The sequence below is a fragment of the Bradyrhizobium sp. USDA 372 genome, from assembly GCF_053629095.1.
The window spans coordinates 5,898,963-5,918,505 of the sequence record NZ_JBRJHR010000001.1; the positions used below are offsets into that span (position 1 = coordinate 5,898,963).

Annotated in this window: 20 protein-coding genes; 8 read left to right on the forward strand and 12 right to left on the reverse strand. The window is 64.5% G+C overall.

Translation table 11 applies throughout. The annotated features are described in order from the left end of the window. Positions 1-50 precede the first annotated feature (50 nt). Positions 51-1,739: a caspase family protein gene (locus tag AB7M16_RS27600; protein ID WP_453945623.1), complete on the forward strand. Its 1,689-nt coding sequence runs from the start codon at positions 51-53 to the stop codon at positions 1,737-1,739. A gap of 130 nt (positions 1,740-1,869) precedes the next feature. Here AB7M16_RS27600 and AB7M16_RS27605 read toward each other — a convergent pair whose 3' ends face one another. The 6 genes from AB7M16_RS27605 to napE all read right to left on the reverse strand — a co-directional run bounded on the left by AB7M16_RS27605 (position 1,870) and on the right by napE (position 7,459). Further along, complete coding sequence (locus tag AB7M16_RS27605; RefSeq protein ID WP_453945624.1) at positions 1,870-2,985, reverse strand: ATP-dependent DNA helicase; 1,116 nt, start codon at positions 2,983-2,985, stop codon at positions 1,870-1,872. Between the two features lie 285 nt (positions 2,986-3,270). Beyond that, positions 3,271-3,924 carry a NapC/NirT family cytochrome c gene (locus AB7M16_RS27610; RefSeq protein WP_172784687.1) on the reverse strand — a complete coding sequence of 218 codons (654 nt, stop codon included), beginning with the start codon at positions 3,922-3,924 and terminating at the stop codon, positions 3,271-3,273. Further along, the gene (locus AB7M16_RS27615; RefSeq protein ID WP_260382177.1) at positions 3,921-4,391 is read right to left on the reverse strand and encodes a nitrate reductase cytochrome c-type subunit; all 471 of its coding nucleotides are present in this window, start codon (positions 4,389-4,391) and stop codon (positions 3,921-3,923) included. The genes AB7M16_RS27610 and AB7M16_RS27615 overlap by 4 nt, the downstream gene beginning before the upstream one ends. Then, positions 4,388-6,901, reverse strand: a complete 2,514-nt coding sequence (gene napA / locus AB7M16_RS27620) for a nitrate reductase catalytic subunit NapA (RefSeq protein ID WP_453945625.1) — start codon at positions 6,899-6,901, stop codon at positions 4,388-4,390. The genes AB7M16_RS27615 and napA overlap by 4 nt, the downstream gene beginning before the upstream one ends. A 16-nt stretch (positions 6,902-6,917) precedes the next feature. Beyond that, on the reverse strand, positions 6,918-7,247 hold the full coding sequence (locus AB7M16_RS27625; RefSeq protein ID WP_260382178.1) for a chaperone NapD: 330 nt from the start codon (positions 7,245-7,247) through the stop codon (positions 6,918-6,920). Positions 7,248-7,273: 26 nt separating this feature from the next. Then, positions 7,274-7,459, reverse strand: coding sequence for a periplasmic nitrate reductase, NapE protein (gene napE / locus AB7M16_RS27630; RefSeq protein WP_018318384.1), 186 nt, complete (start codon positions 7,457-7,459; stop codon positions 7,274-7,276). A gap of 268 nt (positions 7,460-7,727) precedes the next feature. Between napE and AB7M16_RS27635 the strand changes: the two genes are divergently transcribed. Beyond that, positions 7,728-8,933 (forward strand): LLM class flavin-dependent oxidoreductase, encoded by a 1,206-nt coding sequence (locus tag AB7M16_RS27635; RefSeq protein WP_453945626.1) that lies wholly within the window; start codon positions 7,728-7,730, stop codon positions 8,931-8,933. A 189-nt stretch (positions 8,934-9,122) separates the two neighbouring features. Here the strand turns inward: AB7M16_RS27635 and AB7M16_RS27640 are convergent, their stop codons facing one another. From AB7M16_RS27640 to AB7M16_RS27655, 4 genes are all read right to left on the reverse strand, one after another. Then, positions 9,123-9,386, reverse strand: a complete 264-nt coding sequence (locus AB7M16_RS27640; RefSeq protein WP_172784682.1) for a GlsB/YeaQ/YmgE family stress response membrane protein — start codon at positions 9,384-9,386, stop codon at positions 9,123-9,125. Between the two features lie 40 nt (positions 9,387-9,426). Further along, positions 9,427-9,879, reverse strand: a complete 453-nt coding sequence (locus AB7M16_RS27645) for a YidB family protein (protein ID WP_172784681.1) — start codon at positions 9,877-9,879, stop codon at positions 9,427-9,429. Positions 9,880-10,016: 137 nt separating this feature from the next. Then, complete coding sequence (locus AB7M16_RS27650; protein ID WP_453945627.1) at positions 10,017-10,496, reverse strand: DUF2269 family protein; 480 nt, start codon at positions 10,494-10,496, stop codon at positions 10,017-10,019. Beyond that, on the reverse strand, positions 10,496-11,770 hold the full coding sequence (locus AB7M16_RS27655) for an SDR family oxidoreductase (RefSeq protein ID WP_453945628.1): 1,275 nt from the start codon (positions 11,768-11,770) through the stop codon (positions 10,496-10,498). The genes AB7M16_RS27650 and AB7M16_RS27655 overlap by 1 nt, the downstream gene beginning before the upstream one ends. 221 nt (positions 11,771-11,991) lie before the next feature. On the opposite strand from AB7M16_RS27655, the gene AB7M16_RS27660 reads away from it, so the two are divergent. Then, positions 11,992-12,774 (forward strand): helix-turn-helix transcriptional regulator, encoded by a 783-nt coding sequence (locus tag AB7M16_RS27660; protein ID WP_453945629.1) that lies wholly within the window; start codon positions 11,992-11,994, stop codon positions 12,772-12,774. Between the two features lie 37 nt (positions 12,775-12,811). Here AB7M16_RS27660 and AB7M16_RS27665 read toward each other — a convergent pair whose 3' ends face one another. Then, on the reverse strand, positions 12,812-13,015 hold the full coding sequence (locus AB7M16_RS27665; RefSeq protein ID WP_172784677.1) for a hypothetical protein: 204 nt from the start codon (positions 13,013-13,015) through the stop codon (positions 12,812-12,814). 312 nt (positions 13,016-13,327) lie between these two features. Next, entirely contained in the window at positions 13,328-14,440 is a 1,113-nt protein-coding gene (locus AB7M16_RS27670; RefSeq protein WP_453945630.1) for a helix-turn-helix transcriptional regulator, read from the reverse strand. 338 nt (positions 14,441-14,778) lie between these two features. Between AB7M16_RS27670 and AB7M16_RS27675 the strand changes: the two genes are divergently transcribed. From AB7M16_RS27675 to AB7M16_RS27695, 5 genes are all read left to right on the forward strand, one after another. Next, the gene (locus AB7M16_RS27675) at positions 14,779-14,955 is read left to right on the forward strand and encodes a hypothetical protein (RefSeq protein ID WP_260383841.1); all 177 of its coding nucleotides are present in this window, start codon (positions 14,779-14,781) and stop codon (positions 14,953-14,955) included. A gap of 578 nt (positions 14,956-15,533) precedes the next feature. Further along, a complete protein-coding gene (locus AB7M16_RS27680) occupies positions 15,534-16,541 on the forward strand; it encodes an ABC transporter substrate-binding protein (protein ID WP_453947274.1) in 1,008 nt (335 codons plus the stop codon). Between the two features lie 228 nt (positions 16,542-16,769). Next, entirely contained in the window at positions 16,770-17,936 is a 1,167-nt protein-coding gene (locus AB7M16_RS27685) for a cytochrome P450 (RefSeq protein ID WP_453945632.1), read from the forward strand. 523 nt (positions 17,937-18,459) lie between these two features. Further along, complete coding sequence (locus tag AB7M16_RS27690) at positions 18,460-19,410, forward strand: sulfonate ABC transporter substrate-binding protein (protein ID WP_453945633.1); 951 nt, start codon at positions 18,460-18,462, stop codon at positions 19,408-19,410. A 2-nt stretch (positions 19,411-19,412) separates the two neighbouring features. After that, entirely contained in the window at positions 19,413-19,535 is a 123-nt protein-coding gene (locus tag AB7M16_RS27695) for a hypothetical protein (RefSeq protein WP_283813578.1), read from the forward strand. Positions 19,536-19,543: the final 8 nt, after the last annotated feature.

Here is a 19,543-nt window from a genome sequence, read left to right on the forward strand (position 1 = left end):
CCGGCGCGATCGACGATCGACCAAATGGTGGCTGGAGCTGGCCTGACAACATGCTGCGCGTCGTATTCCTGATCCTCGCCGTCCTCGCCGCCGGCACTTGCAGTGCCGCGGCCGATCCCCAACCCGGCGACGATCTCGCTTTGTGCCGCGACCGTCAGGCCGAGCTGCAGGCCCGCGCCACGGTTTGCGAGAACCTGCTGAACGCCGATCGTCTCACCGGCAAGGACAAGGCGATCGCCCTGTCCGTGCGCGGCAATATCCTGCTCAACAAGCGCGACCATGTCCACGCGATCGAGACGCTGTCCATGGCCATCGACCTCGATCCGGACAACGTCGTCGCGCTCAACCTGCGCGGCCTCGCCTATGAGCGCAGCGGACAGGAGGATCTCGCGATGGCCGACTACAACCTCGCGCTCCAGAAGCGCCCGGCCTATGGCGTTCCCTACAACAACCGCGGCGTCATCCACGCGCGCCGCGGCGCGCTGCAGAGCGCGATCGACGATTTCAGCCTGTCGATCAAGTACACGCCCAAATTCCTGCTCGCCTGGACCAATCGCGCCCGCGCGCGCACGCTGATGAAGGATTTCGACGGCGCCATCGCCGATTTCGCCGAGGCCGAGAAGATTGATGCGGCCGCGCCGCAGATCGCCGGCAATCGCTGCGTCACCTACGGCATGATGGGCAAGTTCGACCGCGCCCTGGCCGATTGCAACGGCCTGATCGAGAAGCAGCCCAGGAACGTGTTCGCGATCAACAACCGCGCCGACGTCAGCATGATGAAGGGCGACCTCGAGGCCGCGCTGAAGGATTACAACACGGCCATCCAGATCAACCCGAACAACGTCCGCGCCCATTCCGGCCGCGGCCAGATCTACGAGCGGCGGAAGGATCTCGCGCAGGCCCGCGCAGATTATCGCGCCGCGGCCTATTCGCTGACGAGGTTCGACGACACCGAGGTTGCGCGCGCCCGCGCCATCGCGCAGGAGCGGCTCGCCGCCCTGTCGCCGAAAGAAGCGGCGGGCGCGACGACCGGCCGTCGCGTCGCGCTTGTGATCGGCAACGGCGCCTACAAGAACGCCCACCCGCTGCCCAATCCGCCGCGCGATTCGAAGCTGATCGCGGGCGTGCTGCGCGACCTCGGCTTCCAGACCGTGCTCGACACCAAGGACCTCACCCGCGACACGTTCTTTCAGACTCTGAAGGCCTTCGCCGAGGAAGCGGAAAAAGCCGATTGGGCCGTGGTCTATTATGCCGGCCATGGTTTTGAGATCGGCGGCGTGAACTATCTCGTTCCGGTCGACGCCAGGCTCACCGCCGACAAGGACGCCGAGACCGAGGCCGTCGCGCTCGAGCAGGTGATCGCTGCGATCGGCGCCGCGCGGAAAGTCCGCCTCGTTGTCCTCGATGCCTGCCGCGACAATCCCTTCGCGCCGGCCATGCAACGCACCCTGTCGCTGAAGCTGGTGGAGAAGGGCTTTTCCAACATCGAGCCCGGTGCCGGCTTCATGGTGGTCTACGCCGCCAAGCACGGCGAGACCGCGATGGACGGCGACGGTGCCGCCAACAGCCCGTTCGCTACCGCGCTCGCCCGCGAGATCAAGCAGCCGCGCGTCGAGATCCGAAAATTGTTCGACATCGTCCGCGACGACGTCTGGGCCGCGACCAAGCACGAGCAGCAGCCGTTCATATATGGATCGCCGCCGGGGCGGGAGGATTTTTACTTCGTCGCGGGGAAGTGAGGGGAATACTCGCGCCACATCTGCGGTGCCGTAGGGTGGGCAAAGGCGCAACGCGCCGTGCCCACGATCTCTCTCCTCAAGCAATAGTGCGTGGGCACGCTGCGCTTTGCCCACCCTACGGCAGCGGAATCTAGACGACGATGCTCAACCGCTTCGCCGCCCGCGTGATCCCCGTGTACAGCCACCGTGCCCGCGAATCCTGGAACGCAAAGCTCTCGTCGAACAGCACGACATCGTCCCATTGCGAGCCCTGCGACTTGTGCACGGTCAGCACGTAGCCGTAGTCGAACTCGTCATAGGGCTTGCGCTGCTCCCAGGCGATCTGCTCGACGCCGCCCTCGAAGCAATCGGCGCGCACCGAGACCTTGGTCACCTTGTGGCCGAAATCCTCGTCCGGCGACAGCCGCATCGAGAGGATGCGCGATTTCGAGCGCGAGGTGTTGCGCGACTTCACGCGCCACAGGCCGCCGTTGAACAGGCCCTTCTTGCGGTTGTTGCGCAGGCACACCAGCTTGTCGCCGGCGACCGGAAACGGATCCTCGATGTTCTGGCGCTGGCGCACCCGCATGTTGTAGGCGCGGCGCGTGTTGTTGCGGCCGACCAGGATCTGGTCGGCGCCCATGACGCGATCGGGGTCGAGCTCCTTCCGCGACACCACCTCGCTCTCGCCGTAGCGGCCGATGTCGAGCTCGCGGCCCTCGCGCACGTCCATCGACATCCGCACGATCGGGTCGTCTTGGGCCTGGCGATGCACCTCGGTCAGCATCGCGTCGGGTGTGGTGTTGGTGAAGAAGCCGCCGCCCTGGATCGGCGGCAGCTGCGCGGGATCGCCCAGCACGAGGAGAGGACAGTCGAACGACATCAGGTCGCGACCCAGTTCGGCATCGACCATCGAGCATTCGTCGATCACGATCAGCTTCGCTTTCGAGGCCGGCGCATCGTCCCACAACTCGAAGCTCGGCTGCTCCTCGCCGGATTCGCGGGCGCGGTAGATCAGCGAATGGATGGTGGAGGCGCCGTCGCAGCCCTTGTTGCGCATGACGAGGGCCGCCTTGCCGGTGAAGGCGGCGAACTTCACCTCGCCGTCGACGCCCTCGGCGATGTGCCGCGCCAGCGTGGTCTTGCCGGTGCCGGCAAAGCCGAACAGGCGGAACACCGGCGGCGTGTCGCCTCGTCCCGGCCTGGCCTTGAGCCAATCGCCGACGGCCTTGAGCGCAGCATCCTGATGCGGGGTGAAAGTGGCCATGTCTGTCTTGAGGGAGCGGCGAATGAGGCGATTCGCCTTCCCCCCGAAACTAACCATTCGCCCCGCCCGTTCAAGCGTAGGGAGGCCGTTCCCCCGCGGCCCATCCTTCGAGACGCCCGCCTTTGGCGGGCCCTCAGGATGAGGGCGGAGCGTGTGGCAGCAGTTTCGGCAGGCGAAGATGCCGCTCAGCCTCATCCTGAGGAGACCGCTGAAAGCGGTCGTCTCGAAGGACGAGGCGCTTGCTCGGGCCCCGCTATAAGCGAGCCTGAGCTCAACAGGCCGCCCCTACTGCCAGCCGGGAACGCCGCGCATGTCGGGCAGCTGGTGGGCGATGCCCTTGTGGCAGTCGATGCAGGTCTTTTCCTTGGTGAACAGGAAGCGCTGGTGCGCCACCGAGGCCCGCGGCGATTGCTTGGTGATGTCCATGGAATCGGCGCTGTGGCAGTTGCGGCATTCCAGGGAATCATTGGCCTTGAAGCGCGCCCATTCATGCGCGGCGAGCTCGAGCCGATGATCCCTAAATTTCTCTCTCGTGTCGATCGTGCCGAAGATCTTGCCCCAGACCTCCTTGGAGGCCTGCATCTTGCGCGCGATCTTGTCGGTCCAGTTGTGCGGCACGTGGCAGTCCGGGCAGGTCGCGCGCACGCCGGAGCGGTTGGAGAAGTGGATGGTCGACTTCAGCTCGGCGTAGACGTTGTCCTTCATCTCGTGGCAACCGGTGCAGAATTTTTCGGTGTTGGTGATTTCCAGCGCGGTGTTGAAGCCGCCCCAGAAGATCACGCCGGCGACGAAACCGGCCAGCACCAGGGTGCCGAGGGCGAACACCGAGCTCGGCCGAGTCAGCACCTGCCAGAGCTCGAGCAGAAACGCCCAGCTGCGCGCGATGAAGCCGCGCTTGGCCTTCAGCTCCGCATTGGGCTCGTCAGCAGTCGTCGTCATCGCCGGCCACCCGGACTTGCACGCGACAGCAGCGTGTCGATGTCGGTAAAGTCGTTGCTGACCGGCGGATTGGCGGTGTTCTGCGGCACGTGGCATTCGGTGCAGAAGAAGCGGCGCGGCGAGACCGAAGCCAGGAACTGGCCGTCGCGATCCATGAAGTGCGTGATCGAGACCATCGGCGCCTGCGACTCGGCGGTGCGCGCCCGCGCGTGGCAGGACAGGCATTTGTTGCCGTTGAGGTCGACCTGATAGCCGTCGATATTGTGCGGGATGACGGGCGGCTGCTCCGGATAGTTGCGCACCTCCTTCTCGGAGGTGTTGCGGTTCGGCAGCATCGGCGGCGCCGGGCCCTCGTCGTTGAGCGGGGTCGGGCCGCGCAGGCCGGAGGTCACGGTCTGCGCCGTCAGCGAGCCCGTGCCCGCTGCGACCGCGAAGGCGAGCAGGACGATTGCGGATCGTTTCATCATGACATGTTCACCCGCTCGATGCGCACGGCGCATTTCTTGAAATCGGTCTGCAGCGAGATCGGATCGGTGGCGTCGAGCGTCACCTTGTTGATCAGCTTGGATTCGTCGAACCACGGCACGAACACGAGGCCGCGCGGCGGCCGGTCGCGGCCGCGCGTCTCGAGGCGGGCGCGGATGAAGCCGCGGCGGGAGACCACCTTCACCTCGTCGCCGCGTCGCAGCTTCATGTCCTGCGCATCGTCCGGATGCATGAAGCAGACGGCTTCGGGAAAGGCCTTGAACAGCTCGGGCACGCGGCGCGTCATGGTGCCGGAATGCCAGTGCTCCAGGACGCGGCCGGTCGAGAGCCAGTAGGGATATTCGTTGTCGGGCGATTCCGCCGCCGGCTCGAAGGGCAGCGCGAAGATGCGGGCCTTGCCGTCGGGATAGCCGTAGAACTGCACGCGGGTGCCCTGCTTGACGTAGGGGTCGCTGCCTTCGCGGAAGCGCCACTTCGTCTCCTGGCCGTTGACGACGGGCCAGCGCAGGCCGCGCTCCCTGTGATAGGTGTCGAACGGCGCGAGGTCGTGGCCGTGGCCGCGGCCGAACTGGGCATATTCCTCGAACAGGCCCTTCTGCACGTAGAAGCCGAACGCCTTGGCTTCCTCGTTGGCGTAGCCTTGCTCGATCTCCGTCACGGGGAATTTGTCGACCAGGCCGTTCTTGTAGAGCACGTCGAACAGCGTCTTGCCGCGATATTCCGGCTTCTTGGCGATCAGCTCCGCGGGCCAGACCTCCTCGATCTTGAAGCGTTTTGAAAATTCCATGAGCTGCCAGAGATCGGATTTGGCTTCGCCCGGCGCGGTGACGAGCTGGTGCCAGAATTGCGTGCGCCGCTCGGCATTGCCGTAGGCGCCTTCTTTCTCCACCCACATCGCGGTCGGCAGGATCAGGTCGGCGGCGAGCGCCGTCACGGTCGGATAGGCATCCGAGACCACGATGAAATTGTCGGGGTTGCGGAAGCCCGGATAGGTCTCTTCGTTGACGTTGGGGCCGGCCTGAAGGTTGTTGTTGACCTGGACCCAATAGGCGTTGATCAGGCCGTCCTTCAGCATCCGGCTCTGCAGCACGGCGTGGGCGCCGGGCTTGTCCGGAATGGTGCCTTCGGGCAACTGCCAGATCTGCTCGGTATGGTCGCGATGCGCCTTGTTGGTCACCACCATGTCGGCGGGCAGGCGGTGCGAGAAGGTGCCGACCTCGCGCGCGGTGCCGCAGGCTGAGGGCTGGCCCGTCAGCGAGAACGGGCTGTTGCCGGGCGCGGAGATCTTTCCGGTCAGAAGATGGATGTTGTAGACGAGGTTGTTGCACCAGACGCCGCGGGTGTGCTGGTTGAAGCCCATGGTCCAGAACGAGACCACCTTCGTCTTCGGATCGGCATAGAGCTCGGCCAGTGCTTCGAGCCGGTTCAGCGGCACGCCCGACATCTGCGCCGCCTTCTCCAGCGTATATTCCGAGACGAACTTGACGAACTCGTCGTAGTTCATGTCGGTGGAGTCGTTGGCTTTCGCAGCGCCGGTCGCCTTCTTCTGCAGCGGGTGTTCCGGCCGCAATCCGTAGCCGATGTCGGTCTGGCCGCGCTTGAACGCGGTATGCGCGGCGACGAAATCCTTGTTGACGCGACCGGTCTTGATGATGTGGTTGGCGATGGCGTTGAGGATGTAGAGGTCGGTCTGCGGCACGAACACCATGCCGATGTCGGCGAGGTCGAACGAGCGGTGCTCGAAGGTGGAGAGCACGGCGACACGCACATGCGGCGCGGACAGCCGGCGGTCGGCGATGCGCGTCCACAGGATCGGGTGCATCTCCGCCATGTTGGAGCCCCACAGCACGAAGGCGTCGGTGGCTTCGATGTCGTCATAGCAGCCGGCCGGCTCGTCGATGCCGAAGGTGCGCATCATGCCGGCGACGGCCGAGGCCATGCAGTGCCGCGCATTGGGGTCGATGTTGTTGGTGCGGAAGCCGGCTTTGAACAGCTTTGACGCGGCATAGCCTTCCCAGATCGTCCACTGGCCGGAGCCGAACATGGCGACGCCGTTCGGCCCGCGCTTCTTGATCGCCTCCTTCCACTTCAGCTCCATGATGTCGAAGGCTTCGGTCCAGGACACCGGCGTGAAGTCGCCGTTCTTGTCGTACTTGCCGTTCGTCTTGCGCAGCATCGGCTGCGTCAGGCGGTCGTGGCCGTACATGATCTTGGAGAGGAAGTAGCCCTTGACGCAGTTGAGGCCGCGATTGACCTCGGCCTTGATGTCGCCGTGGGTGGCGACGACGCGGTTGTCCTTGGTCGCGACCATCACCGAACAGCCGGTGCCGCAGAAGCGGCAGGCGGCCTTGTCCCATTTCAGTTCGCTCACCTCCCGCTCGGCGGCGAGGTTGGCGGCGAGCGCCGGCGCGGGAAGGCCGGCGGCGGCCGCGGCGATCGCGGCGGCCTCGAGCTTGAGCATCTGGCGGCGGTCGAGCTTCGGCGATGTCATGTTGGCTCTCCGGCCCTTAAGTCGTTTCGATGGCATGAAACACCAGCGCCGCGGAATAGACGTGCTGCAGCGACTGGATGGTGTTGAGCATGGTGCCGAGGCTGCCGGCATCCGGCGCTTCGGCGACGACGACGAGCTTTCCGCGCGCATCGCGCGCATGGATCTCGCAGCCGGGAAGCGCCGCGATCTCCGCTTCCAGCTCGGCAAGGCGCTCGGGCCGCGCCTGCACGATGATGCTGGCGATCTCGGCGCCCGGCGGCGTCACGATGCGGTCGGCGGCGAGCACGCGGCCGGTGATCAGGGCGCGGCGGTTGAGCTTGGCGCTTTTGAATGTGGCTTGGGCCATGATGCCTGTCTTTCGCTTTGAGCGGATCAATGCGGGGAGGGTGGCGGGCCCGGAGGGCCGGCGAACATCTGGTAGATCCAGACGCCGAGCCCATAGGAGCCGACCGTCCCGACCGCGAGGACGGGCATCACGATGGCGGTCAGGAACAGGAACGCAAAAATCTCCATGCGCTTACGGCGCACGCGCGACGTCGTGTCGTCAGGGGCCGACATATTCGGTCTCTTCGGGATGGGATGGGAATCGGGACGGCATCCGGGCCGTTGCCTTGCTGCACTTCTGATGCATCCGGGCCGCCACGGCGTTGATCTGGATCAACCTGCCGCTTGCGCGGATGTCGCAGCGCCCGGGGCAAGACGAGCCCCGCCCCGCAGGCCGGGCGACGAAATCATTCTCCCGCGCAGCGGAATTGCCACTGCGTAGACAGCTTCGCCTCACCCATTAAGATGAGCTCAACAAGAACAAGCGGGAGAGAGCAACGCCATGAAGTTCGGCATCTTCTACGAGCTGCAGCTGCCGCGGCCCTGGGTGGCCGGCGACGAGCTCGCCCTCTACCAGAATGCGCTCTCGCAGATGGAACTCGCCGACAAGCTCGGCTACGACCACGCCTGGGTGGTCGAGCATCACTTCCTCGAGGAATATTCGCACTCGCCCTCGCCGGAATCGTTCCTGGCTGCGGCAAGCCAGCGCACCAAGAACATCCGGCTCGGCCACGGCATCCTCCAGCTCACCACCAATCATCCGGCGCGCGTCGCCGAGCGTGTCGCGGTGCTGGATCTGCTCTCGAACGGCCGCTGCGAGTTCGGCATGGGCGAGAGCGCCTCGATCACCGAGCTGGAGCCGTTCGGTCGCGACATGGAGACCAAGAAGGAGGTGTTCGAGGAGGCGGTCGCGGCGATCTTCCCGATGTTCAAGGACGCCGGCAGCGAGCATCACGGTAAGTATTTCGACATCCCCTTGCGCAATGTGGTGCCGAAGCCGGTGCAGAAGCCGCACCCGCCGCTGTGGATGGCCTGCTCGCAGCTGCCGACCATCGAGCGCGCCGGCCGCCACGGTTTCGGCGCGCTCGGCTTCCAGTTCGTCAGCGCCGATGCCGCGCACGCCTGGGTGCACGCCTATTACAACGCCATCACCAAGCGCCTGCACAAGCTCGCCGACTACGAGATCAATCCGAACATGGCGCTGGTCTCGTTCTTCATGTGCGCCAAGACGGACGAGGAGGCGCGTGCGCGCGCCGACGGCGCCACCTTCTTCCAGTTCGCGCTGCGCTTCTACGGCGCCGCGCAGAACCGCCAGCGGCCTGCGCCCTACACCGTCAACATGTGGGACGAGTACAACAAGTGGAAGCGCGACAATCCGCAAGCACAGGAGGCGGCGCTGCGCGGCGGCCTGATCGGCTCACCCGAGACGATCCGGAAGAAGCTGAAGCGCTTCCAGTCCTCGCATATCGACCAGGTCATCCTGCTCAATCAGGCCGGCAAGAACAGCCACGAGCACATCTGCGAATCGCTCGAGCTGTTCGGCCGCGAGGTGATGCCGGAGTTCCAGGACGATCCGGCGCAGGCGGCTTGGAAGCAGGGCGTGATGAGCGGCGAGATCGAGCTGGAAGAGATCGACACCGAGGCCTTCACCGATCGCTACGGCAAGCTGGCGATCAACGTGGCCCCCGCGAAGGCGGCGGCGGGGTAGCGTGTAAGCAACGACAGGCCCTGCTTCCTGGCGCTGCTGCAGCAGCTGCCCGTGCCGGGGTGAAGTCTCCTTGAGACGAAGAAAGCGAAGGGGCTGCGATCAATGGCGCGCCCCTTCGCCCGCTGGGATTTAGGCAGGTCTCATCGGCTCGCACGCAGGTCGCCACCGACCGGGCCGGCCTGCTGCTCTTCAGATCGCGCGCCGTTGTCGTCCGGCGAACAGACCATACACAAAGAGGACGATGATGGCGCCGACGACCGCTCCGATCAGCCCGGCACCCTCTCCAGGACGGTACCAGCCTAGGGCCTGGCCAAGGTAAGTGGCAACGAAGGCACCGACGATGCCCAGGATGGTCGTGAGGATGAACCCGGAGGGTTCATTGTCACCCGGCATGATGAATTTCGCGATGATGCCCGCGATAAAGCCGATGATGATCGTCCAAATAATGCCCATTCTCCACTCCTCCTGATCAATGGCGACAATGACGAGGCCGTCAGCTCGGCAGACGCCCCTCGGGCGTGTACTTGTCGACCGCCTGCGGCAGCTCGCGCGAGAGCCTCGCGAGAATTTCCTCTTGCGAAAGCCCGGTCTCCTTCTCGAGTTTGTCCAGCACGTCGGGCCCGATCGCTTCCCGCAATTGCGGGGGCGAGATGTCCTTGTTCGGCCCCGTGCCGACCCACGACTGGGCTGCATCACCGTGGCCGTTTTGGTTGAATCTCTCCAGCAGCTCGCCAATTCCTCCCTGCAATAGTCCTCCAACCCCGGCCCCGCTCAGCATGCCCGTCAGGTTTCCGAGCAGGCCGCCAAGCGGTTGTTGGCCGCTGGACGGTTCGAGGGATCCGGCCCCCGGACCTCTGAGCAACTCCGCCAGCTTGTCCCGATTCTGATATCCCGCGATTGCGAGCAGTCCGAGAAGTGCGGTCATCGACGGCATTCCGCGGCTCATCGTGTAACTCCATTGTATGTAGCGCCAAACAGGTCGAACTCGGCCGGTCCGGTTCTGTTCCTGAAGCTTGCCGAATCCGGCGCCGGTCATTTGGAAGCAGGCGCAATGAGAAGCCAATCAAGCTGGAAGGCGCCGATCTAATCCCAGAATGGAATGGCCGGACGGGCGATCATCAGCCAGAAGATGATCAGCACGGCCGCGAAAGCCGGAAAGCCGAAGGCGAACCACCATCGGAAGAGACGGTGATAGCAGGCGGGCAGCTCGCTCTTGCTCGCGACCGCCGCGACGGCGAGATCGCGCATCTGCATCTGTATCCACACCACCGGCAGCCAGAAGGCGCCGGTCACGAGATACAGTGCAATCGACGCCGCCACCCAGCCGTCGCCGAGGGAATACCCGCTGGACCAAGCGAGCCATGTCCCGGTGATTGGCTGCAGGATCACGGCACTCGCCGTGAACAGGAAGTCAGCCAGCACCACCGTCCGCGCGACCCCCGCGATTTCGCGCGGGTCGCCGCGCAGATGTGCCACCAGCATGAAGAAGGCGATGCCGGCCCCGGTGCCGAGCAGGACGGCAGCGCCGATGATGTGCGCCATCTTCACGAGGAGATAGAGCATCAGCGATCCTCCCGGATCGCCATGGCGACCAGGTTGAGCATGATCACCGGCCAGATCTTCAGCATCGGTCCCAGCGGATCGGCCCACAGCCGCGGCACCAGGACGGTGCCGATCACGGCATAGGTGAGCGAGATGATCAGTGCTGCCCAGAGTCCGTAGCGGCTCAGAGGCCGCCAGAGAATGGCAAGGCCGATGACGATGTCGGCGAGCGCGCCCGCGGTAACGACGAGCGCCGCGACGTTCCCTTGCAGCCCGCCTTCAAGCAGCAACGACATGCCGATCTTCCAGCCCGCGCTCAGCGAGATGATGCCTGTGGCGATCCAAAACGCGCCGAAGACGCCGAAGATCAGCGGCTTGAGCGTATACAGCCGTGCAAACCATCGTTCTTGCACCGACGCAGGCTCGCGTGCGAGCGCCACTTCGAGATCGCGCGGTGGAGTGCCGGTCAATCGACGCCAGGGCTCGGGATCGCCGGTCGCACCGCGGCGCATTTCCGCCTGTGCCGTCGTGTTGATGGGCGTTCGCCATCCCAGCATCTGCGCAACGTCCCCCGCGCGGAAAGCAACCGAAGCTGCCCAGGATGGCAGCTGCAGGCGGTACGCCGGCCTCCAGCGCAGCCAGGTCCGAAACAGCCCGACCGCGTCGCTGAAGGCGATCTGCCGTGGGCCGGCCAGATCGATGGCGATGCGGCAAGGCGCGCCCGGCTGCAGAAAGAACAGCACGGTCTCAACGACGTCGTCGAGATGCACCGGTTGAATCGCCGCCGTGTCGGGCATGACCGGCAGAATTGGCAGCGCCGCCAGCCCTCGCAACAGCGCGCTGCCGCCATAGGCGGCGCGGCCGATCACGACGGAGGGGCGCAGGATGACCCAATCGAGGTCGCGCGCCATCAAGGCGGCTTCGCCTTCCCGCTTGGTACGAGAAAAATCGCTGGGGGCATCGACATTGCTGCCGATGGCCGAGAACAGGACGACGCGGCGGACGCCTGCGCTTTCGCAGGCGCTGTAGAGTGCCGCGCTTCCGGCGACATGAACCCCGTGTAGATCCCGTCCCTGGAGCGCTCCGGCCAGGTTGATCACCGCATCGACGCCCGCAAGGACGCCCTTCCATTGCGAGGGATCGGTTGTGCGGGCGACGTCGAGGCTGGTATGGCGCCGATCGCGCTCTGCTGCCGGGTGGCGCGACACCAACATACATTCGTAGCCATCGGCCGACAGCCTGGCGTGGATCGCCGAGCCGAGAAACCCTGTACCGCCAACGAGGAGAATTCGCATGACTCCTCCTTCGATAGGCAACCGAATGCCGACAAACGGCTGATCTCATCGGTTGGACAAGGCGGGGCCACCGCACTTGTTCCTCCAGGCGGAACCGGTTAGCCCGACGAACCTCACTGGCTCTATGCCGGAAGACCCCGAGAAAGATGAGTCATTCACGCCATCGAGAGCTGCTGCTACAAATCGGCACAAGCCATAAGGAAGGCGACCGGGAGAGAGCGATGCCACCCAACGGGACAGGTTCAGGCTTTGCGGCCGGCGATGTCACGCCCGCGGTGCTCGCCATCGGCCGCTCGAATTTTCCAAACGTTCTCATCGACACGCTGCGCCGGCAGGCGGACGTCGGCCATTGCATGGTGTTCGCGCTGAGCCGGGCCGGCGCGGCAAGCTGCCTGCTCGATGCCGGCAACATCCCGATCGGCGGCGATCTCGGCGCCGCCTATGCCGGCCAGTTTCACGAAACGGACCCCAACCGCGACGCGCTGTTCGAAGGCGAGGGCGGCGCGCCGATCATGCTGCCCCACTTCGCGCCGCGCATGTACGGGGCGCGTTACCGAAAAATCTTCTTCCAGGATTCCGGCATCGTCGACAAATGCGCGACCGCGATCTGGGCCGGCGATACCTGCTTCTACGTCAATTTCTACCGCATCGCCGCGCAGGGCCGCTTCAGCGCCGCCCAGCGCCACCGGCTCGGGACGATCGCGCCGGCGATCGCAGCCAGCGTCGCCCGCCATTTCCAGCAGGCGGAGACCGCGACACCCGACCAGAACATCGCCGCGTTGTTCGCCACGCGCGCGCCGCTCTCCGCGCTGACGCCGCGCGAGCAGGAGGTCTGCCGCCGCATCCTCACAGGCTTCAGCTCAGAGGCGATCTCGCAAGCGCTCGGCATCAGCCTGCATTCGACGCTGACCTACCGCAAGCGCGCCTATGAACGGCTCGGCATCTCGTCGCAGAGCGAATTGTTTGCGATCGTGCTGCGCCTGCTGACGCGCAGCATGAACTAAGGCGTCGGCAACCCTGCAGCGCTCGACGAGCGCCTTGCTATGCGGAAAGTCGCGAACGATAGGGCGCGGTGAGCAGCAGCATGAAAAGCGCTCGTTCGGCCCGGTACTTTGCGGCCGCTCGGCTGGATTCCCGGCCCTGCATCACGACCGCCCCTTGAACGGTGCAGACGCTCCAGTTCCATTTCCTGCGCCTGCGCTGCGCCAGGGTCATCTCGAAAATCGGAAATTCCGGTCCCGCCATCGCCGCCGCTTCTCGCCAGAGATCCAATTTGGGCGGAGTTGAACCCGGAGCGTCGGCCTGTGTCTTCACCCATTTGGGTGAAGCGGAGCTTGCTCCTGCCGGGGCAGGCTGTTGCAGAGCTTTTCCCTGCGGCCATCCTTCGAGACGCCCGCTTAAGGCGGGCTCCTCAGGATGAGGATAGAGTTCGCGGCAGCAGTTTCAACGAGAACTGAAGCCGATGAGCCTCATCCTGAGGAGGCGCGTCAGCGCCGTCTCGAAGGACGAGGCGTGCGCGCAGGCCGCTGCTACGAGTCACGGGCGACAAGTCTGGCGTCAGTCCCTCAGCGGCAATTTGGGGATCGCGCCGAAGAGTGCAGCTGCGCTCTTCTGGTTCCGCGTTCCCGTCTTGGCGAGGACGGCCTTGACCTGCGTGCGGATGGTTTCGCGGCTGAGTCCGTGATGCGCGGCGATGTCGCCGATCGTCTGTCCTTGCGCAATTCCGCGCGCAACGCGCGCTTCGCTCGGGGTGAGATCGAACAGGCCACGAATGAGGGCGAGGCTCGGTGCTTGCGAGGCGGCGACCGGTGTCGCGATGAGAAGGCCAACCGCCCCATCGAAGAGATCGCGGGCTTCGCCCGGCATCGCAACGAGATGAAGGACCACCCGATCGAGATCGCTGGTGCGGCGCGCGGCGAAGGAGCACACGACCTTGTCCGGCGCATCGAGTTGAGCAAGGCCGGCGCGCAGCAGGGTGTCGGCCGCGCGGTCCCTGATGGCGATCCGGTCCTTCGGCAGCCATTGCAGAACATCCGTCATGGCTTCGATCAAGGCGTTGGCGGCCAGAACCCGCCCGGAGCGCGTGATCGCGAGGGCCGGTAGGCCGACCAGCGACAACGCCTCGGTTGCCGCCCGCATCCGGGTGAGGCGCCAGCGCGTCGACAGCAAAGCCGCCCGCGCGAGATGGGGGCGAAAGCGGTCGAGAAAATCGAGGTCCTGCCGCGAAAAGGCGGGCCGGCCGGCCAGTCTTTCCATGTGGAAGACGATGATCTCACCGGACGGGCTGCGGACCGCCGTCGCGCAAGCATGCTCGAATCCCCACTTCTTGTTCCATTCCACCCGATATGGATCGCGGTCCCATTCTTCCGGCGAAAACACCTCCTGCTCGCCGACGAAGCCGGGATGATCAAGCGCCAGGAGTCTCGGCGTCGTCTCCGTCCGGCTGGAGAGGTCGCTACGCACGAACGCCGAGAAGGCCTCGCGGATCGACGGCGACGTCACGACACCATTCCAGACACCGGACCACTGATCGGAGTCCGTGGTGATCATGACCATGCCATGCGCGCCCGCGGCATGTGCGATTTGCTCCAGGACATCAGGCCAGAGCTCCGGAACGGTCGCTGCCTCGTGGATGCGGTCCACGATCTGCTCGAAATCGATGCCCGTCATTGCTGCGCTGGACCCATCAGATTCGACCGATCTTTCAGACGCACGGCGTGCATCTTTGCAGGAGCGTTCGTGCTTTGCTCGTCCAAGGCCCTTGATACCAACCCGATTCAGCGGAACTCAATTGCTACTATTTCCCGGGTGGGCATCAATAGACGCCTAGCAGAAATCATGTTCATATTTCAACTATTTGAGAGATATTGCGTTATCCCAGCGTCGCGCGATCTCAGGACCTGGAGGCCCGGGTGATCCGGGCTCCAGCGGGCCGTTGGCGGGGCGTTTCGTGTCTGCTCCGCCGAATAGGGACAGAGTGTCCCAGGTCACATCCGAGGAGCAACAACATGACCCTGCTTCCTGAGCTGGTTACCGCCGGGACCGACCGGCATGTCTTTGCGGTCATGACCAACACGATGCCGCCCCGAGATCCTGATGACGACGAAGAGGATGAGGACGAGCAAGACGATGAAGAAAACCAAACCGACGAACCGGCGGTCGTGCGCGAGCCGGACGAGGACTAGGCAGGATGCTTGGACATAGTCTGAGCTTCGGTGAGCGCGATCTCCAGCCTGCGTGCAGCGCGCTGGTCCGCCCGGCGGCTTTCAAGGTCGGTCTGATTCCGCGGGCAGACGTTGAATGGGCCACGGTTCTCGGCGCCGCAACCTATCGGCGTTCGCGGGTAGAGGAGGTGAGCATGACTCTCATATTGCTTGGAGTGCTCCTTGTTTTCGGAGGCGTGTTCCAAATGGCGTATCAGCCCATTTGGCGAGGCCGGTTCAGCGGTGGGAAGTGGCTTCGCTCCGGGAGTGATACGCTGGAGCCTGAAAGGCCCGGTAGCGGCTTCGGCGTCAAATCGAACTGGCCTGGACTTGTGATGGTCGCGCTTGGCGGCGTTTTCTTGCTGGCCGGAGCTGCCATCTGAGTAGAAGGCAGACAAGGATACACGATGGGCCGAACCCGTCGAGCTCGGCCAGGCCCTGACGGGAGCGTACCGACGTTCGTGGACACCGATATGCTTTGATGCAAGGGTGCGTATATCCGCCGCTTGGACCTGCGCCAAATATTGCTTACGCTCGGGTTGGGAGCATCGGGATTGGCGATGCAGCGACGGCAGTTCATCACGCTTGTGAGCGGTGCGGCAGCGGCCTGGCCGCTCGCGGGGCGAGCACAGCAGGCGCGGCGGCAACACCGCATTGCGTTGGTTCATTCGGGTATCCCTGCTGATCAGCTGACCGAGACTGCTGGCCCCTTCTGGGTGCGGCGGTTTTATCAAACGCTGCGTAAGCTCGGTTATGCCGAAGGCAGCAATATCGTCGTCCAGCGTTATTCAGCCGAGGGGCGCTCCCAGCACTTTACGTCTCTCGCCGCTGCCGTCGTTGGCAGCGATCCGCAAGTGATCGTTGTAAATCTTAACGAGCTGATCGAAGCGTTCGCCGCGGCCACGACAACGATACCGATTGTCGCGATCATGGGAGACCCGATCGCGACAGGATTGGTTGCGAACCTCGCGCATCCCGGAGGCAACCTGACGGGCGTCAGCATCGATGCAGGTTACGAAATCATCGCGAAGCGCCTGCAAATCCTGAAGGAGGCGATGCCCGCGGCCGCTAAGGTCGCTTACCTGACATCGTCGCGTACCTTGATGGATACTCCCCTGGGATTGTCGCTTCAGAAGGCAGGGCAGGCCCTGGGCATCGTGCTGAGCTGGAATTTCCTTCCAGAGGTGAACGATGAGCAACTCCGACGGACCTTTGCCGAGTTGACGTCACAGCGGTTCGACGCTGCCATGGTTGACGCGAGCGGCAGCTTTTTGGCACGACGCGCCTCGATCACCGAGCTAGCCGGGAAACTTCATCTTCCGATCATCTATCCCTTCCGCGACTATGCGGATTCGGGTGGGCTGATCAGCTATGCGCCGGATCTCGGTGAGCTTGCCGAACGACTTGCCGTTGATGTCCACCAGGTTCTCAACGGGACCAGGCCGGGCGACATCCCAATCTACCGGCCCAGCAAATTCCACCTGGTGATCAACCTGAAGGCCGCCAGCGCCCTGAGCCTCGAAATGCCTCCGACGCTGCTTGCGCGTGCCGACGAGGTCATCGAATAAGGAAGCCATTTGCTGCGGTGCAAGGGGCTGAAAATGGCCCTTAACGAAGTCCGCCTATGCATCTTCAGCATCCGCCGTTGTGGGCAATGCGGACCTCGCTGTCTCGCCCGCGCGTACTTTGGTCTTGAAGGTACGCCCCCCGAGGCCGCCCGTCCCAATCGCTGGGGACAGACGGCGGCTCGCGAAGGCGCTAGCCTTGGCATCAAGGAGACGACAAGGGAGCGAAGCTTGAGCACCGCGCCGCGCATCGACATCGACCCGGCCGCCTTCTGGGCCGATCCCTATCCGATGCTCGCCCGGATGCGGAAGGAGGCGCCGATCGCGTTCGTGCCGCAGCTCGGCTCGACGCTGCTGACCAGCCGCGACGACATCTCGATCTCCGAGAAGCAGATCGACGTGTTCTCGTCGCACCAGCCGGCCGGCCTGATGAACCGGCTGATGGGCCACAACATGATGCGCAAGGACGGCGAAGCGCATCTCGTCGAGCGTCGCGCGATGTTTCCGACGGTCTCGCCGAAGACGGTGAAGGCGCACTGGACCGCCCAGTTCCAGGCCCATGCGGATCGCATCATCGCTTCGCTCGAACCGGGCCGGATCGATCTCATGCGCGACTTCGCGCTGCCGTTCTCCGGCGAATGCCTGAAGTCGATCACCGGCCTCACCAATATCGGCTTTCAGGACATGGACGCGTGGTCGCAAGGCATGATCGAGGGCATCGCCAATTATGCCGGCGACCCTGAGGTCGAGGCGCGCTGCCATGCGGCGACCGCGGGCATCGACGCCGCGATCGACGACATCCTGCCGGTGATGCGCAAGAACACGGACCAGAGCATTCTCGGCGTGCTCCTTAGCTCGGGCATGCCGATGGAGAGCGTGCGCGCGAATGTAAAACTCGCGATATCAGGCGGCCAGAACGAGCCGCGCAAGGCGATCGCCGGCACGGTCTGGGCGCTGCTGACCCATCCCGACCAGCTCGATCTGGTCCTGCGCGGCGAGGTGTCATGGCTGCAGGCCTTCGAGGAATATGCCCGCTGGATCTCGCCGATCGGCATGTCGCCGCGCCGCATCGCCAAGCCCTGGACCATTCGCGACGTCTCGTTCGAGCGCGACGAGCGCGTATTCCTGATGTTCGGCTCCGCCAACCGCGACGAGAAGCATTTCGAGCGCGCCGATCAGTTCGACGTGCGGCGCGACACCTCCAAGAGCGTCGCCTTCGGCGCCGGCCCGCATTTCTGCGCCGGCGCCTTCGCCTCGCGCGCCATGATCGCCGACGTCGCGCTGCCGACATTGTTCGCGCGCGCGGGGCGCATCGAGATCGCCGAGGACGAGGAGGTGCGGATCGGCGGCTGGGCCTTCCGCGGGCTGCAGAATCTGCCGGTGAGATGGGGGCAATAGGCCGGTCGTGCTTGGGGCACGTGGCGCGTCACACGTTCGGTGTCATCGCCCGGCTTGACCGGGCGATCCAGTACTCCGAGACAGTTGTGGTTGAATCGATGGGCCACGGCGTACTGGATTCCCCGCCTTCGCGGGGAATGACAGTGGGAGAGGGGGCTTCACACCTCAGCCCTTGATCCGCAGATCATGCCATTCTGCTCCTGTTTTGCCCGACGGGTCAAACGTGCTTCGGATAATACGTAAGTCATTGTTTTCGCGCGCCCCGGCTACTGTGCATGGGGTTGTTTTGCGACTTTTTGTGTTCCGTTCGTCTGGCCTGGACAAAATCCGTGCAGCTCTCACATTCGCGTGCAGAAAAATTCCATCCTCATTCGCCTCGCCGCTTGAAAGATTGATCACGCGCGCAGCATGAACTCGCAGTGCTCGCATCGCTATTTTCCCGGACGTCTCGACACTTCTGACGGCCCGCACCATCATTCCGCAAACGTGAATGATCACGGCCGCGCGTGGCCCGGAGAGTGGAATGCAGCGTCGAGACTTTCTGAAGCTGACGGTTGGAACTGCGGCCGCCGCTGCGTTCGCATCCCCTGCGATCGCGCAAGGCGCGGTGAAGGAAATTCGCATCGGCTATCAGAAGACCGGCGTGCTGGTCATCACGCGCCAGCAGGCCGCCCTGGAAAAACATTTCACGTCGCAAGGCATCGAGGTGAAATGGATCGAGTTCTCCTCGGGGCCGCCGATGATGGAGGCGATGAATGTCGGCAGCGTCGATTTCGGCGCGGTCGGGGATTCCCCGCCGGTGTTTGCCCAGGCCGCGGGCGCGGCGATCGTCTACGCCGCCGGCCAGCCCATCACCAACGGCCAGGGCATCCTGGTGCCCAGGGATTCGCCGATCCGCGACATCGCCGACCTCAAGGGCAAGCGCATCGGCTTCACCAAGGGCTCCAGCGCCCACAACGTCGTGGTGCAGACGCTGGAGAAGGCGGGCCTCACCTATGCCGACGTCACGCCGGTCTACCTGACGCCGCCCGACGCCGGGCCCGCCTTCGCCAATGGCAGCATCGAGGCCTGGGCGATCTGGGATCCGTATTTCGCGATCGGCGAGACCAAGCAGAACGGCCGCATCCTGATCAATGCGCGCGAGGTCACCAAGACCAATTCCTTCTTCATCGCCAACCGCGAGTTCGCGAAGAACCACGGTGCCATCCTGCAGCAGATCGTCGAGGTCACAGCTGCGGCCGGCAAATGGGCCGAGCAGCATCGCGACGAGGTCGCCAGATCGCTCGCCGCGATCACCGGCGTTCCCTTGGATATCCAGAACGTCGCCGCCAACCGCGCAAACTTCGTGATCGGTCCGGTCACCGACGAGATCGTCGCGACCCAGCAGGGCGTCGCCGACCGCTTCTACAAGCTCGGCCTGATCCCGAAGCCGATTCATATCCGCGACATCGTCTGGCGCAACCCGGCAGCCTGACCGTGCCGACAACTCTTCCCATTTCCAAAGGTCTGAACATGAGGCGTATCGTTCAACGCATGATCGCAGCCATCGTGCTCTCGATCGGCATCGTCGCCGCCGCTGTCGGCACGACTTACGGCTAGGGGCACAT

Excerpts from the sequence above, each read along its gene's own strand:
- AB7M16_RS27670 (WP_453945630.1), bottom strand. The coding sequence starts at position 14,440 with ATGACGGGCATCGATTTCGAGCAGATCGTGGACCGCATCCACGAGGCA.
- AB7M16_RS27615 (WP_260382177.1), bottom strand. The coding sequence starts at position 4,391 with ATGATGAAACGATCCGCAATCGTCCTGCTCGCCTTCGCGGTCGCAGCG.
- AB7M16_RS27690 (WP_453945633.1), top strand. The coding sequence starts at position 18,460 with ATGCAGCGTCGAGACTTTCTGAAGCTGACGGTTGGAACTGCGGCCGCC.
- napE (WP_018318384.1), bottom strand. The coding sequence starts at position 7,459 with ATGTCGGCCCCTGACGACACGACGTCGCGCGTGCGCCGTAAGCGCATG.
- AB7M16_RS27625 (WP_260382178.1), bottom strand. The coding sequence starts at position 7,247 with ATGGCCCAAGCCACATTCAAAAGCGCCAAGCTCAACCGCCGCGCCCTG.
- AB7M16_RS27655 (WP_453945628.1), bottom strand. The coding sequence starts at position 11,770 with ATGCGAATTCTCCTCGTTGGCGGTACAGGGTTTCTCGGCTCGGCGATC.
- AB7M16_RS27645 (WP_172784681.1), bottom strand. The coding sequence starts at position 9,879 with ATGAGCCGCGGAATGCCGTCGATGACCGCACTTCTCGGACTGCTCGCA.
- AB7M16_RS27640 (WP_172784682.1), bottom strand. The coding sequence starts at position 9,386 with ATGGGCATTATTTGGACGATCATCATCGGCTTTATCGCGGGCATCATC.
- AB7M16_RS27635 (WP_453945626.1), top strand. The coding sequence starts at position 7,728 with ATGAAGTTCGGCATCTTCTACGAGCTGCAGCTGCCGCGGCCCTGGGTG.
- AB7M16_RS27680 (WP_453947274.1), top strand. The coding sequence starts at position 15,534 with ATGCAGCGACGGCAGTTCATCACGCTTGTGAGCGGTGCGGCAGCGGCC.
- AB7M16_RS27610 (WP_172784687.1), bottom strand. The coding sequence starts at position 3,924 with ATGACGACGACTGCTGACGAGCCCAATGCGGAGCTGAAGGCCAAGCGC.
- AB7M16_RS27665 (WP_172784677.1), bottom strand. The coding sequence starts at position 13,015 with ATGGCGGGACCGGAATTTCCGATTTTCGAGATGACCCTGGCGCAGCGC.
- AB7M16_RS27605 (WP_453945624.1), bottom strand. The coding sequence starts at position 2,985 with ATGGCCACTTTCACCCCGCATCAGGATGCTGCGCTCAAGGCCGTCGGC.
- AB7M16_RS27650 (WP_453945627.1), bottom strand. The coding sequence starts at position 10,496 with ATGCTCTATCTCCTCGTGAAGATGGCGCACATCATCGGCGCTGCCGTC.
- AB7M16_RS27675 (WP_260383841.1), top strand. The coding sequence starts at position 14,779 with ATGACCCTGCTTCCTGAGCTGGTTACCGCCGGGACCGACCGGCATGTC.
- napA (WP_453945625.1), bottom strand. The coding sequence starts at position 6,901 with ATGACATCGCCGAAGCTCGACCGCCGCCAGATGCTCAAGCTCGAGGCC.
- AB7M16_RS27600 (WP_453945623.1), top strand. The coding sequence starts at position 51 with ATGCTGCGCGTCGTATTCCTGATCCTCGCCGTCCTCGCCGCCGGCACT.
- AB7M16_RS27660 (WP_453945629.1), top strand. The coding sequence starts at position 11,992 with ATGCCACCCAACGGGACAGGTTCAGGCTTTGCGGCCGGCGATGTCACG.